The sequence below is a fragment of the Zoogloea sp. GW822-FHT05C07 genome, assembly GCF_058800215.1.
This window is the reverse complement of record NZ_CM179510.1, coordinates 251,496-264,728: the sequence shown is the minus strand read 5'-3', so window position 1 is coordinate 264,728 and position 13,233 is coordinate 251,496. Positions and strand designations below refer to the sequence as shown.

The 13,233-nt window shown below is 68.3% G+C and carries 13 protein-coding genes; 9 read left to right on the top strand and 4 right to left on the bottom strand.

Annotated features, from left to right (window positions below):
- The first annotated feature begins 18 nt into the window (after positions 1–18).
- Positions 19–828, top strand: a complete 810-nt coding sequence (locus tag AC3QL2_RS01295) for a Crp/Fnr family transcriptional regulator (RefSeq protein ID WP_493234260.1) — start codon at positions 19–21, stop codon at positions 826–828.
- An 83-nt stretch (positions 829–911) separates the two neighbouring features.
- Positions 912–1,784, top strand: coding sequence for a dienelactone hydrolase family protein (locus tag AC3QL2_RS01290; RefSeq protein WP_493234259.1), 873 nt, complete (start codon positions 912–914; stop codon positions 1,782–1,784).
- A 21-nt stretch (positions 1,785–1,805) separates the two neighbouring features.
- Here AC3QL2_RS01290 and AC3QL2_RS01285 read toward each other — a convergent pair whose 3' ends face one another.
- Together AC3QL2_RS01285 and hda are read right to left on the bottom strand one after the other, a co-directional pair.
- The gene (locus tag AC3QL2_RS01285) at positions 1,806–2,471 is read right to left on the bottom strand and encodes a histidinol-phosphatase (RefSeq protein ID WP_493234258.1); all 666 of its coding nucleotides are present in this window, start codon (positions 2,469–2,471) and stop codon (positions 1,806–1,808) included.
- A 24-nt stretch (positions 2,472–2,495) separates the two neighbouring features.
- Complete coding sequence (gene hda, locus AC3QL2_RS01280; protein ID WP_493234257.1) at positions 2,496–3,176, bottom strand: DnaA regulatory inactivator Hda; 681 nt, start codon at positions 3,174–3,176, stop codon at positions 2,496–2,498.
- Positions 3,177–3,401: 225 nt separating this feature from the next.
- On the opposite strand from hda, the gene purM reads away from it, so the two are divergent.
- The 7 genes from purM (at position 3,402) to AC3QL2_RS01245 (ending at position 11,847) form a co-directional block, all read left to right on the top strand.
- Positions 3,402–4,436, top strand: a complete 1,035-nt coding sequence (gene purM, locus AC3QL2_RS01275) for a phosphoribosylformylglycinamidine cyclo-ligase (protein ID WP_493234256.1) — start codon at positions 3,402–3,404, stop codon at positions 4,434–4,436.
- Between the two features lie 197 nt (positions 4,437–4,633).
- Positions 4,634–6,079, top strand: a complete 1,446-nt coding sequence (locus AC3QL2_RS01270) for an efflux transporter outer membrane subunit (protein WP_493234255.1) — start codon at positions 4,634–4,636, stop codon at positions 6,077–6,079.
- Entirely contained in the window at positions 6,076–7,374 is a 1,299-nt protein-coding gene (locus AC3QL2_RS01265) for an efflux RND transporter periplasmic adaptor subunit (RefSeq protein ID WP_493234254.1), read from the top strand. Before AC3QL2_RS01270 ends, AC3QL2_RS01265 begins: the two co-directional genes overlap by 4 nt.
- Positions 7,371–8,090, top strand: coding sequence for an ABC transporter ATP-binding protein (locus tag AC3QL2_RS01260; protein ID WP_493234253.1), 720 nt, complete (start codon positions 7,371–7,373; stop codon positions 8,088–8,090). The genes AC3QL2_RS01265 and AC3QL2_RS01260 overlap by 4 nt, the downstream gene beginning before the upstream one ends.
- Complete coding sequence (locus AC3QL2_RS01255) at positions 8,087–9,295, top strand: ABC transporter permease (RefSeq protein ID WP_493234252.1); 1,209 nt, start codon at positions 8,087–8,089, stop codon at positions 9,293–9,295. Before AC3QL2_RS01260 ends, AC3QL2_RS01255 begins: the two co-directional genes overlap by 4 nt.
- 223 nt (positions 9,296–9,518) lie before the next feature.
- Complete coding sequence (locus AC3QL2_RS01250) at positions 9,519–10,742, top strand: cation:proton antiporter (protein ID WP_493234251.1); 1,224 nt, start codon at positions 9,519–9,521, stop codon at positions 10,740–10,742.
- Positions 10,732–11,847 (top strand): YbdK family carboxylate-amine ligase, encoded by a 1,116-nt coding sequence (locus AC3QL2_RS01245; protein WP_493234250.1) that lies wholly within the window; start codon positions 10,732–10,734, stop codon positions 11,845–11,847. The genes AC3QL2_RS01250 and AC3QL2_RS01245 overlap by 11 nt, the downstream gene beginning before the upstream one ends.
- A 25-nt stretch (positions 11,848–11,872) precedes the next feature.
- Here AC3QL2_RS01245 and AC3QL2_RS01240 read toward each other — a convergent pair whose 3' ends face one another.
- Both AC3QL2_RS01240 and AC3QL2_RS01235 read right to left on the bottom strand, forming a co-directional pair.
- Positions 11,873–12,742: an SDR family oxidoreductase gene (locus AC3QL2_RS01240; protein WP_493234249.1), complete on the bottom strand. Its 870-nt coding sequence runs from the start codon at positions 12,740–12,742 to the stop codon at positions 11,873–11,875.
- A gap of 53 nt (positions 12,743–12,795) precedes the next feature.
- On the bottom strand, positions 12,796–13,224 hold the full coding sequence (locus AC3QL2_RS01235; protein ID WP_493234248.1) for a DUF1841 family protein: 429 nt from the start codon (positions 13,222–13,224) through the stop codon (positions 12,796–12,798).
- Between the last annotated feature and the right edge of the window lie 9 nt (positions 13,225–13,233).

Below are 13,233 nucleotides of genomic sequence, written 5' to 3'. Positions count from 1 at the left end.
CGATTGGCGAGGTGAGTGATGCATACCAGTTTTGACGATCTGAGCTTGGTGCTGGGTGAAATTGCCTTGTTCCGTGGCTTGTCTCCTGCCGTGGTCGGCGAGGTGGCGCGGGCGTCGCAGGTGCTTGCCCTGCCCAAGGGTAGGGTGGTCTACGCGGCCGGTGATCGGCCCCGTGGCATCTACCACGTGATGTCCGGCCACTTGAAAACGGCGGTGTCGTCGCCGGATGGCGGCGAGAAGGTCATCGAGATCCTGTCGCCGCGCCGGGTTTTCGGCGTTGCGGAACTGTTCGCCGATGCGGCCTGTGTGTCGACAGTGGAGACAGTCACGCCGGTAGTGCTGCTGGCTGTCGGTCGGGAAGGCATCTTCCGGGCCATGGAGCATGAGCCCGAGGTCGCCCGCCGCATGCTGAGCGCGATGGCCGAGCGCCAGTCGTCCATCGAGCGCGACATTGCCGCGGACTGTTTCCAGAGTGGCACTGCCAAGGTTGTGGACTACCTGGCTCGCCTGGCCACTGAGAATGGCAGCGCGGCGGGACCGATCGAACTGGAACTGGAACTGGAGATTCCGAAGCACGTGCTGGCGGCGCGCCTCGGCTTCACACCGGAAACCCTGTCGCGCATCTTCCGCGAGCTCTCCGACGAGGGGCTGATCCACGTGCATGGCAAGCACGTCACCCTGATGGAAGCCTTCACCCGTCAGCACCTGTCCCGTCCGGCACCGCGGCTGGCGGCTGCGGGCGGTGCCCGCCGCTCGGGGCGGGAGGTTGGGGCCTGGTTCGAGCGTGCTGCGGAAACCGGTACTACCAGAATGGCGGCCTGGGGGTGAGACCGGCCTGACGCGTCGGGGGCGTTCTGTTCCGCCCGATGCTTGCGGTATCCTTGCGGCCTTGTCCCTATGAGGTGAATTGGATGCTGGTCGAGGATTCCGATTTCAACAGCCCGGTACCGGGACTCCCCCTCAGCCGCCAGGTCTTCGTCAACGATGCACTGGCGGCTAGCTATGCACTGGCCGTTCGTCCGCGCAGCGGGCAGTGCGTGATCCAGACTTCGTCCGACGGTCTGGTGGCCGGTGACATCCACATCCGCGGCATCGACAAGACGGCGATGCGCGCGTACTGGGTGCAGCCGGCCGGCAAGGGGCCGTTTCCGACGGTGCTGGTGGTGCAGGAAATCTTCGGCATCCACGAATACATCCGCGATACCTGCCGGCGCCTGGCCCGCCAGGGTTACCAGGCGATCGCGCCCAATCTGTTCCAGCGCTACGGCGACCCGATGGGCGTTCCGAACGTGCAGGAAATCATGACCGACATCGTCGCCGAAGTGCCCGACGCCCAGGTCCTGAGCGATCTGGATGCGTGCGCGGAGTGGGCCGCCTCGAACGGGGGAGACCCGCAGCGTCTGGGCCTGACCGGCTTCTGCTGGGGCGGACGGATCGCGTGGCTGTATGCCGCGCACAATCCGCAACTGAAGGCGGCGGTCGCCTGGTATGGCCGCCTGACCGGAAAGTCCACGCCGATGACGCCGCGCCACCCCACTGATGTCGTCCGCAGCCTGCATGCGCCGGTGCTGGGTCTGTATGGCGGCAAGGACGCCACTATTCCGCTCGAGGATGTGGGGGCGATGCGCGAGGCGCTTGCAGGTGCCGGCAAGCAGGCCGACATCATCGTCTATCCTGAAGGCGGTCACGCCTTCCATGCCGACTACCGCCAGAGCTTCCGCGCCGCGGATGCCGCCAACGGCTGGGGGCGTATGCTGGAGTGGTTCCGCGCCAACGGCTTGTGAACGTTGGCGCGCCTGTGGTGGTCAGCCGCGCAGGCTGATCACCGGCCAGCAGAGCGTGTCAGCATGCTTGCGTAGCGTGTCATCCGGATCGACGGCCACCGGGTCGGTGACTTTGCCCAGCAGCGGCAGGTCGTTGTGGGAATCACTGTAGAACCAGCTGCGCTGGAAGCTGCCCCAGCACAGGCCGAGGCTTTCCAGCCAGGCTTCAACGCGCTCGATCTTGCCGCCCTTGAAGGCCGGCGTGCCGCGCGGCTTGCCGGTGAAGGCGCCGTTCTCCTGGGCCGGGATGGTGGCGACCAGGTGCGGAATGCGGAAGGCACGGGCGATCGGGCCGGTCACGAAGCTGTTGGTGGCGGTCACGATGGCGACAATGGCGCCGGCGTCCAGGTGCTTGTTGACCAGCGCCACCGACTTGGCGGTCATCATCGGCCGGATGCGCGCGTCCATGAACTCCCGGTGCCAGGCGTCCAACTGCTCGCGGCTGTGGCGGGCCAGCGGCTTCAGCTGGAAGTCGAGGAACTCGAAGATGTCCAGCGTGCCGGCCTTGTACTGGTCGAAGAACTCCTGGTTGCGGGCTTCGTAGACTTCCTTGTCGAGCACGCCGCGGGAGATCAGGTATTGGGCCCACTCGAAATCCGAGTCGCCGGCGAGCAGGGTGTTGTCCAGGTCGAAGAGTACGAGTTCCATCGGGGGCTCTGTTCAGGAAGGTTCTTATAGTGTGCTGTCCCGCTGCAGGATTTCCCGCAGCAGGGGGAGGGTGATCGGGCGCTTGCGCTCCAGCGACGCGGCATCGAGGGCGTCGAGGGTGCGCAGCAGGCTGGCCAGGTCGCGGCGGCCGTGGCGCAGCAGGTATTGCACGATTTCCGGTTCGAGGCGCAGGCCGCGGGTGGCCGCCTGGGCGTCGAGGATGGCATGGCGGTCCTCGTCGGTGAGGGCCTTGACCTCGAAGATCAGGCACTGGCCGATGCGCGTGCGCAGGTCTTCGCGCACATGCAGGTGCAGCGGGGCTGCGCAGCCGCTGGTGATCAGCGTCATGCGCAGGCCGCGGGAGGCGTTGAAGGCACGGAACAGCGCGATCTGCGCCTCGGGCCCGAGGGACTCCACGTCGTCGATGGCCAGCAGCAGGCCCGGCGCTTCCGGCAGGTAGTTGTCCACGTCGCCGGCGCGCAGGTAGCAGGCCGGGCGGCCGGCCTGGGCCGCGGCGCTGACCACATTGCGCAGCAGGTGGCTGCGCCCGCTGCCGGGGTCGCCCCACAGGAACAGGTGCTGGGGCACGTCCGACAGGGGCACCGCCTCGTAGAGGGAGGCGAGCAGGTCGGCGTTGGCCGCGGCGGCGTAGTTCTCCAGCAGCGGCGGGGTGTCGGAGTGCAGATCGAGAGTGAGTTGCTTCACGGGGCGCTCTCGCGGGAACGCACCTGAAAGGGGCGGTCGGGCGACATTTCGGCTAAAATTCGGGTTTATTTGCGTGCGCAGGGCGGAGCTAACCGGTCTTTCGCGCCGCAAGGCCTGTAATGTAGCCGGTCGCGGCGGGGCGCTCAACCCGAAGAGCGTATTCCCTCTGTACTGGATGCCTGCCGGGCCGCCCCGCAATTTTCTTGAAAGAAGATCACAGAACCCATGAGCTCCCTTACTTATCGCGATGCCGGTGTGGATATCGATGCCGGCGATGCCCTGGTCGACCGTATCAAGCCCTTTGCCAAGCGCACCATGCGCCCGGAGGTGCTGGGCGGCATCGGCGGTTTCGGCGCCCTGTTCGAGATCTCCAAGAAGTTCAAGGAGCCGGTGCTGGTGTCTGGCACTGACGGCGTCGGCACCAAGCTCAAGCTGGCCTTCCAGCTCAACAAGCACGACACCGTCGGCCAGGATCTGGTGGCGATGAGCGTCAATGACATCCTCGTGCAGGGTGCCGAGCCGCTGTTCTTCCTCGATTACTTCGCTTGCGGCAAGCTGCACGTGGACACCGCCGCTACCGTCGTCGAGGGCATCGCCCGCGGTTGCGAGCTGTCTGGCTGTGCGCTGATCGGCGGCGAAACCGCCGAGATGCCCAGCATGTACCCGGACGGCGAGTACGACCTGGCCGGTTTTGCGGTCGGCGCTGTCGACAAGTCCAAGATCATCGACGGCTCCACGATCCGTCCGGGCGACGTGGTGCTGGGTCTCGCTTCCAGCGGCGCCCACTCCAACGGCTACTCCCTGATCCGCAAGATCATCGAAGTCAGCAAGCCCGACCTGGAGGCCGATTTCCACGGCCGCAAGATGAAGGACGTGATCATGGAGCCGACCCGGCTCTACGTGAAGTCCCTGCTGGCGTTGATGGAAAAGCGCGATGGCCTGGTCAAGGGCCTGGCCCACATCACCGGCGGCGGTCTGCTCGACAACGTGCCCCGCGTGCTGGCCGAGAACCTGACCGCGGTCCTCAAGAAGGACGCCTGGACCCTGCCGCCGCTGTTCCAGTGGCTGCAGCAGGCCGGCAACGTGGACGCCCAGGAGATGTACCGCGTGTTCAACTGCGGCATCGGCATGGTCGTCATCGTCGCTCAGGAAGATGCTGCTGCGGCTGCTGAGCAGCTGCGTGCTACCGGCGAGACGGTGTACGAGCTGGGCACCATCGAAGCCCGAGCCGAAGGCCAGGCCCAGACCGTGGTGGTCTGATCCTGAGGGGCCGCGGCCCCCGGAATATGCGTTCGATCAAAGCGGGCCCTTGTGGCCCGCTTTACATTTGCGGGGTGAAATCCACTCTCGGTGCGCCGCCTTAACGCAGCTTTACGGTGGGCTAACCGCGGCTTACCCGCAGAAAGGCAATGATCGGCCGGTCGCTGCACAGCGTGTGCGGCCCTTCCGCTCTCCTTATGTCGATCGAACCCCCGCGCCGCTTGCCGGCGCTGCTGGCCTGCCTGCTGGCCGCCTGTGCCAGCGTCGGCCCGGACTACCGGGCCCCCCGGCCCGATGTGCCGGCCGCCTGGCAGTCCGTACCCGTGGAGGGGACGCGGCAGGCCGATCCGCAAGCCCTGGCCCGCTGGTGGACCCAGCTGGCCGACCCGCAACTGAGTGCCTTGATGGACGAGGCGCTGCAGGCCAATCCGGACCTGAAGAGTGCCCGTGCCGCGCTGCGGGCCGCCCGGGCCAGCCGCGACCTGGCCTCGGCCAAGCGCTTCCCGACCCTCAGTGCGTCCGCCGGTGCCAGCCGAAGCACCGCCCTCGGCGCATCGCAGAGCATGTACCAGGCCGGCTTCGACGCCGCCTGGGAGCCGGACGTTTTCGGCGGCGCCCGCCGTGGGTTGGAGGCCGCCGAGGCGGACCTGGAAGCCGGCCTGGCCGACCTGCACGCCACCCAGGTAAGCCTGACCGCCGAAGTGGCCCTCAACTACATCGAACTGCGCGCCTTCCAGGCGCGCCTGGCGATCGCCCGCGACAACCTGGCCAGCCAGTCGGAAACCCTGCAGATCACCGACTGGCGCGCCCAGGCCGGGCTGGTCGGCAGCCTCGACGTAGAGCAGGCGCGCAGCAACCGGGAAACCACCCGGGCAGCGATCCCGACCCTCGACACCGGCCGTGCCGAGGCCGAGCACCGCCTGGCGCTGCTCACCGGGCGTGCGCCGGGCAGCCTGCACGAATGGCTGTCCGCGGCGGAGGGCGCCCCCCGCGGCGGACTGTTGCCGCAACTACCGGAGGCCACCGCGCTGCTGATCCCCGCCGAGGTGCTGCGCCAGCGCCCCGACGTGCGCGCCGCCGAACGGCGCCTGGCGGCCGAGACGGCCCGCGTCGGGCAGGCGGAGGCGGCGCTGTATCCATCCTTCAGCCTGTCCGGTTCCATCGGCCTGCAAGCCCTCGGCCTGTCCACCTTCAGTGGCGGCGGGCAGGTGGCCCGCTCGCTGGCGGCGGCGGTCAGCGGGCCACTGTTCGATGCCGGCCGCCTGCGCGCCCAGGTCGAGGTGCAGGACGCGGTGCGCGAACAGCAGCTGGCTGCCTACGAGAAGACGGTGCTGACCGCGCTGGAGGACGTGCAGAACGCCCTCGTCGCGCTGGCCAACAGCCGTCAGCGGCGCGAGGCCCTGGCCAGCGCTGCCGAGGCGGCCCGCAACGCGGCGCTGCTGGCCCGGCACCAGTACGCATCAGGCCTGATCGACTTCCAGACCGTGCTGACGACTGAGCGCAGCCTGCTCAGCATCGAAGACAGTCTGGCCTCGGCAGAGGCCGAGCGTGTGACGGCACTGATCCAGCTCTACAAAGCCCTCGGTGGCGGATGGTCCGCCGACAGCGACGAGGCAGCACCCAAATCCGGAAAAGACGCATGAACAAGCCTGAATCTCCGTCTGCGGACGCGCTCCGTGAACTCGTTCTCAGCAGCGGCCAGGGCCGCTTTGGCGGTCGCCGGCGCCTGCTGATTGGTGGTGCAGCGGCTGTGCTGGTGTTGGCCGCCGGTATTGTCCTGTTCGGCAGTGGGGGCGACGAAGGGCCGAGTTACCACACCCAACAGGTCCGCAAGGGCGAGCTGGTCATCAACGTATCGGCCACCGGCAACCTGCAGCCGACCAACTCGGTGGACGTGGGCAGCGAACTGTCCGGCATCATCGAGACGGTGCTGGTGGACGTGAATGACCACGTGAAAAAGGGGCAGGTGATCGCTCGCCTCGATACTTCCAAGCTCAAGGATCAGGTGAGGCAGTCGAAGGCCGACCTGGCAGCGGCCGAGGCCAAGGTGCGCCAGGCCCAGGCGACGGTGGCCGAAACCGCGGCCAGCCTGGCCCGCCTGCGCGAGGTGGCGCGCCTGTCCGGCGGCAAGGTGCCGTCGAAGGCGGAGCTGGACAGCGGCGAGGCGGCTGCGTTGCGTGCCGTGGCCGACCAGAAGGCCGCCGAAGCCTCTGTCGCGTCGGCCAAGGCGCTGCTCAGCACCTACGAGATCAGCTTGTCCAAGGCGACCATCCATTCGCCGATCGACGGCATCGTGCTGACCCGCAAGGTGGAGCCGGGCCAGACAGTGGCAGCGGCGATGACCGCGCCGGTGCTGTTCACGTTGGCCGAGGACTTGCGCCGCATGGAGCTGCAGGTGGATGTGGACGAGGCCGACGTGGGCAAGGTGAAGGAGGGGCAGGAGGCGCGTTTCCACGTGGATGCCTGGCCGGGGCGCAACTTCCCGGCGACCGTCACGCGGGTCGGCTGGGGCTCCCAGACCAAGGATCAGGTGGTGTCCTACCTGACCATCCTGTCCGTCAAGAACGACGAGCTGATGTTGCGCCCGGGCATGACCGCCACCGCCGAGATCACCACCGCCCGTCGCCAGGACGTGCTGCTGGTGCCCAATACGGCGCTGCGCTTCTCGCCGCCGGTGCAGCAGGAGGCCCAGAAACGCAGCCTGCTGGCCAGCCTGATGCCGCGTCCGCCGGCGCCGCCGCCCAAGGCCGCGTCGGATGCCGCCGCCAAGGACGGTACCCAGACCCTCTGGCTGCTCAAGGACGGTCAGCCGCTCGCCGTGAAGGTGAGCGTGCTGGGCAGCAACGGCCAAGTGTCGGAGATCCGTCCGGTGGATGGGGGCGCGGCGCTGCCGCCCGGCGCCGAGGTGATCACCGAGGCGTTGGCGGCGAAGAAATGAGCGAGGCGCTGATCGTGCTGTCCGGCGTTACCCGCAGCTTCGGTAGTGGGGCGGCGGCCTTCCAGGCCCTGCGCGGCGTGGATCTGACCGTCGAGGAGGGGGATTTCGTCGCCATCATGGGCCCCAGCGGTTCGGGGAAGTCCTCGCTGATGAACATCCTCGGCTGCCTCGACACGCCCAGCGGCGGCAGCTACCGCTTCCGCGGCCTGGCGGTGGAAGGTCTGAGCCGTGACCAGCGGGCCATGCTGCGCCGCCATGCGCTGGGCTTCGTCTTTCAAGGCTTCAACCTGCTGGCACGCACCTCGGCCCAGGAGAACGTCGAGTTGCCGCTGCTCTATCGTGGCGAGCCGGCGGCCCGTCGCCACGAACTGGCACGCGCCGCGCTGGCCTCCGTCGGCCTGTCGGGCTGGGAACATCACACGCCGGCCGAGCTGTCCGGCGGCCAGCAGCAGCGCGTGGCGATCGCCCGGGCGCTGGTCACCGGGCCATCCCTGCTGCTGGCCGACGAGCCCACCGGCAACCTCGACACCGAGCGCAGCCGGGAGATCATGGACCTGCTCGCCGGCCTCAATCGGGAGCAGGGCATCACCGTGCTGATGGTTACCCACGAGCCGGACATGGCCGAGTACGCCCACCGTATCGTGCGGCTCGTCGATGGGCGCATCGCCAGCGACACGCGCAAGGACGGGCTGCCGGCAGAGGAGGGCGCGCGATGATCTGGAATGCGCTGCTGCTGGCACTGCGGGAGATCCGCCGCAACCTGATGCGCTCCTTCCTGACCATCCTCGGCATCGTCATCGGCGTGTCGGCGGTGATCACCATGGTCACCCTCGGCAACGGGGCGACCCAGGCGGTGTCGGACCAGATCGCCAGCCTCGGCAGCAACCTGCTGATCATCCGCCCCGGCCAGCACCTTGGCCCCGGGCGGGATTCGGCGGGCGCGGCCCAGTTCAAGGTGGCCGACGTGGAGGCCCTGCGCAACCAGGTCAGCGGGCTGGCCGCGGTGGTGCCGGTGAGCAACAAGAGCGTCACGCTGGTGGCGATGTCGCGCAACTGGTCGTCCGGCGTCACCGGCACCAGCCGCGACTGGTTCGCCACCGGCAAGTGGCAGATCGCGGGGGGGCGGATCTTCAACGAGGCGGAAGAGCGCGCCGGCGCGGCCGTGTGCGTGATCGGCGACACTATCCGGCGCGAGCTGTTCGGCGGGCAGGACCCGGTCGGCCAGCAGATCCGCGTCAAGCAGTTCTCCTGCGAGGTGATCGGCCTGCTGGCGTCCAAGGGCCAGTCCACGATGGGCAACGACCAGGACGACCTGGTGGTGATGCCGCTGCGCACCGTGCAGCGCCGCCTCACCGGCTCGGTGGATGTGGCGACGTTGATGGTGTCGGTGCGCGACGACGCATCAATGGACACCGCCAAGGACCAGGTGACCTGGCTGATGCGTGAGCGCCGCCACATCGGCCCCGGCGACAACGACGACTTCGCGGTGATGGACACCCGCCAGATCGCCGAAACGCTGTCCGGCACCACCAAGGTGATGACCGGCCTGCTCGGCGCGGTGGCGGCGGTGAGCCTGCTGGTGGGTGGCATCGGCATCATGAACATCATGTTGGTGTCGGTCACCGAGCGGACGCGGGAGATCGGCATCCGCCTGGCCATCGGTGCGCTGGAGCGGGAGGTGCTGCTGCAGTTCCTCATCGAGGCGGTGGCGCTGGCCTCGCTCGGCGGTATCGTCGGCGTCGTGCTGGCCACGCTGGCGTCCATCGGAGGGGCTGCGCTGATGCATGTGCCCTACCTGTTCAACCCGGCAATCAACCTGTTGTCCTTCGGGTTTTCGGCGGCCATCGGCGTGCTGTTCGGCTATGTGCCGGCGCGTCGGGCGGCGCGCCTCGACCCCATCGAAGCCCTGCGCCACGAGTAGGCCGGGCCTTGCCGGCGGCCTCGGCGCCAATGCTGTGGCCGCTGTGCAAAGCCCATTTCGGGACCCTGAGGCCGGAACTTACCGCGCCGCGCTGCCTCTACGAAGAACGCCCCCCGCGCTCATGCCCTGCTGGAATGGGGGCGGGGATTCATGATTCGCCGTTCTTCGACGATCCGCGCCTGGTGTTTGCGATTGGGTGTGCGATCGTCCGGTAGGAGATTGCATGGCGCCCGATCTTTCTTTTCTTCCCGGTTGGATAGCTCCTCTCGACACCAGCTTCTGGCTGGCCATGCTGCTGGTGATTGCTCCACTGGCCGGGGAGGCGGTGTTCCGCCTCTTCGGCTGGCCGCGCATCGTCGGCTATACGCTGGTCGGCCTGTTTGCATCGAGTCATCTCGACGCTGGCGGGCTGGCCCTGTCGGAGGGCTTTCGCCACGGCCTTGAGGTGGCGATGGCCGTTCTTCTCTTCGAACTGGGCAGCCGTGTCCACCTGCACTGGCTGCGTGACAACCCGTGGCTGATTGCCACCAGCCTGGCGGAAGCCGGCATGACTTTCGTGATGGTGTTCGGCATCGGCCACTACCTCGGGCTCGGGGTCGGCAGCTCGATCGCCGTGGGGGCCGTGTGCATGGTCAGCTCGCCGGCGGTGGTGATGCGGGTGGCCTCCGAGCTGCATGCCCGCGGCCAGGTGACCGAGCGCCTGCTGATGCTGTCGGCGCTCAACACGATCTACGCGGTGCTCGCCGTGCAGGTGCTGCTGGTGTTGCTCGGGCAGGCCCATGGGCAGCACGTGCTGCAGTCCCTGCAGGCGCCGCTGCGCTATCTGGTGAGCACCTGCGTGCTGGCGCTGCTGCTGGCGGCGGCGGTCGGCGTCGCGCGGCGGCGCCTCGACCTGGCCAACGAAAACAGCGTGCTGCTGCTCATCGGCCTGCTGTTTCTGGCACTGGTGCTGGTCCGCCTTACCGGCGCATCGCCGATCCTGGTGCCGCTGCTGGCCGGCATGGTGCTGCGCAGCCGTGATCTGCGGCCTTGCCTGTGGCCGCGCCACTTCGGCACCGCGGGTGGCGCGCTGGTGGTACTGCTGTTCGTCGTGAACGGCATGGCGGCGGACTGGCGCCTGATCGTCGGTGGCGGCCTTGCTGGCGTGACGGTGGTGGTCCTGCGGGCGGCCGCGAAGGTGGGCGGCAGCGTGTTGTTCGGGCGGCTGTCGGGCTTGTCGATGGGGCAGTCGGTGGCGCTGGGCATTGCGCTGCTCCCCATGTCGGGCACGGCCTTCCTGCTGACCGCCAGCCTGTACCTGGCCTTCCCCGACCTGGGCCGGCACGTGGCAGCGGCACTGGCCGGTGCTGCCGCGGTGATGGAGATCGCCGGTCCGATTGCGACCCAGTGGGCGCTGCGCCATTGTGGCGAGACCAATATCGGCAAGGAGGCCCACCATGTCGCTTGAGGCCTTTTCCACTTCCCGTGCGCTGACCCTGGGGGTCGAGCTGGAGCTCCAGCTGGTGGGCACCCACGATTTCGACCTTGTCGCGGCGGCGCCGGATCTGTTGCGGGTGCTCGAGCAGCAGGGCTTCGTCGGCGATGTGAAGCCGGAGATCACGTCGAGCATGATCGAGATCGCCACCGGCATCTGCGAAGACTACAACGACGTGCTGACGCAGCTCACGGCGCTGCGCAACGGACTGCTGGAAGGCGCCCGCCGCCTCGACATCGGCATCTGCGGCGGCGGTGCCCATCCCTTCCAGCTGTGGGGCGAGCGCCGGATCACCGATGGCGTCCGCTACAAGCACCTGAGCGATCTGTACGGCTACCTGGCCAAGCAGTTCACGGTGTTCGGGCAGCATGTGCACATCGGCTGCCCCGGGCCCGACGAGGCGCTGCGCCTGCTGCATGGTATGTCGCGCTTCATCCCGCACCTGATCGCGCTGTCGGCGTCGTCGCCCTATGTGCAGGGCCACGATACCGGCTTCGATTCGGCCCGCCTCAACTCGATCTTTGCCTTTCCGCTGTCGGGTCGGGCGCCCTTTGTGCTGACCTGGTCCGATTTCGAGGTCTATTTCGAGAAGATGGCGCGGACCGGTGTCGTGGAGAGCATGAAGGACTTCTACTGGGACATCCGCCCGAAGCCGGAGTACGGCACGATCGAAGTCCGCGTGCTGGATACGCCACTGTGCGTGGAGCGGGCGGCGCGCCTGGCCGCGCTGATCCAGACCATCGCCCGCTGGCTGATGGTGGACAAGCCCTTCATGCCAGCCGAGGACGACTACCTCGTGTATGCCTTCAACCGCTTCCAGGCCTGCCGCTTCGGCTATGAGGGGGTGTGGGTCGATCCTGAAAGCGGTGAGCGCCATGTGCTTGGCGACGCGATCGTCGCGCTGGTGAACCGCATCGGCCCGCATGCGGCGGTGCTGGGCACACAGGCCGCCTGCGCCGCGCTGGCCCACGACGCGGCGACGCGCACGAACGATGCGGCGTGGCTGCGGGAGCACTACGGCGCCGATCCGCTGCTGCCCGAACTGGTGCGTTGCCAGTGCCTGCGCTGGGCCGGGTGACGCAGCTCGGTGCCGGGATCAGGGATCAGCCGTGGCGGCCGGGGTCGGCGACCCACTCCTCGCTGCGCCGCCACAGCTCTGCGGCCAGGCGGAAGTCGCGGGCGCGGTCGGTCGGGGCGGTCACCGTCGATTGGGCGTAGTACAGGCCGCTCTCGCCGGCCGGGGCGTGCACTGCGCAGTGCAGCGTGGTGCGGGCGCCTTCCTCCGGCGTGAGCAGGCCGCGCAGCTTCAGGAGCGGCCGCAGCGGCCGCGGTACGGCGCGCCACACCTCGGTATCCACCACACCCGGATGCAGCGCGTAGGTGCTGACGCCGCTGCCGTCCAGCCGGCGGGCCAGTTCGGCGCTGAACAGCACGTTGGCGAGCTTGGACACCGCGTATTCGCGCACGCCGGTCAGGGAACGGGTCGGCTTCTGCACCGCGCTCCAGTCGATGGGCGGGGCGCGGCGGTGGGCGCGGCTGGCGACGGTGACGATGCGCGCCGGCGCGGAGGCCTTGAGGCGCTCGAGCAGCAGGTCGGTGAGCAGAAAATGGCCCAGGTGATTGACGCCGAAAGCCATCTCGAAGCCGTCGCGGGTCAAGCCGCGGGCGCCGGCCAGACCGGCGTTGTTGACCAGCAGGTGGAGTGGCTGGCCGGTGCTCAGGAAGCGCGTGGCGCAGGCGCGGATCGAACGGGTGTCGGCGAGGTCCAGCTCCAGCCATTCGGCAGCGGCGTGGCCGGTGAGGCGCTGGATCTCGTCGATGACCGGGCGGGTACGGGCTTCGGAACGGCAGGCCAGATAGACGTGGGCACCTTGAAGGGCGAGTTGCCGGGCGGTGACCCGGCCGATGCCGGTGCTGGCGCCCGTGACGAGGGCGATGCGGCCCGCGAGGGGCTGGGACGGACTGGAATGCATGGGCCCGATGGTGGGCCCGGTGGATTACCGTTTCATTGCATCGGGCGGAGGTTTCAGCGGGTGGCGCGCTTGCGTACCGCTTCGACGTAGGAGTGGGCGTCCAGCGGCGCCTTGTCGCGCTGGGCTTTCCAGATCGTTTCGCCGAGGCATTCGAGCACGTCGTGCAGCGCCGCGTGACGGTCGCCGTGGCGGGCCTGACATTGCTCGAAGGCTTCGCGGATGCCCGGCGGCTGGTTGATGGACAGCTGCTCCTCGATGGCCAGGTGCAGGGACAGGTGCAGGAAGGGATTCACCTGCCCGTCCTCGGGGCTGAAGTCCTTCATCACCGCGTCCGGATCTTCCAGCAGCGCGTGGTATTCCGGGTGATGGGCCACCAGGTCGGCGGCGATGATCTCGAGCTGGGTCAGGACTTCGCGGTTCTTGTGCTTGCTCCAGGCGCTGACGAAGAACTGTCGGGCCTGGTCACGGGAGGGATCGAACATGGTCGTTGG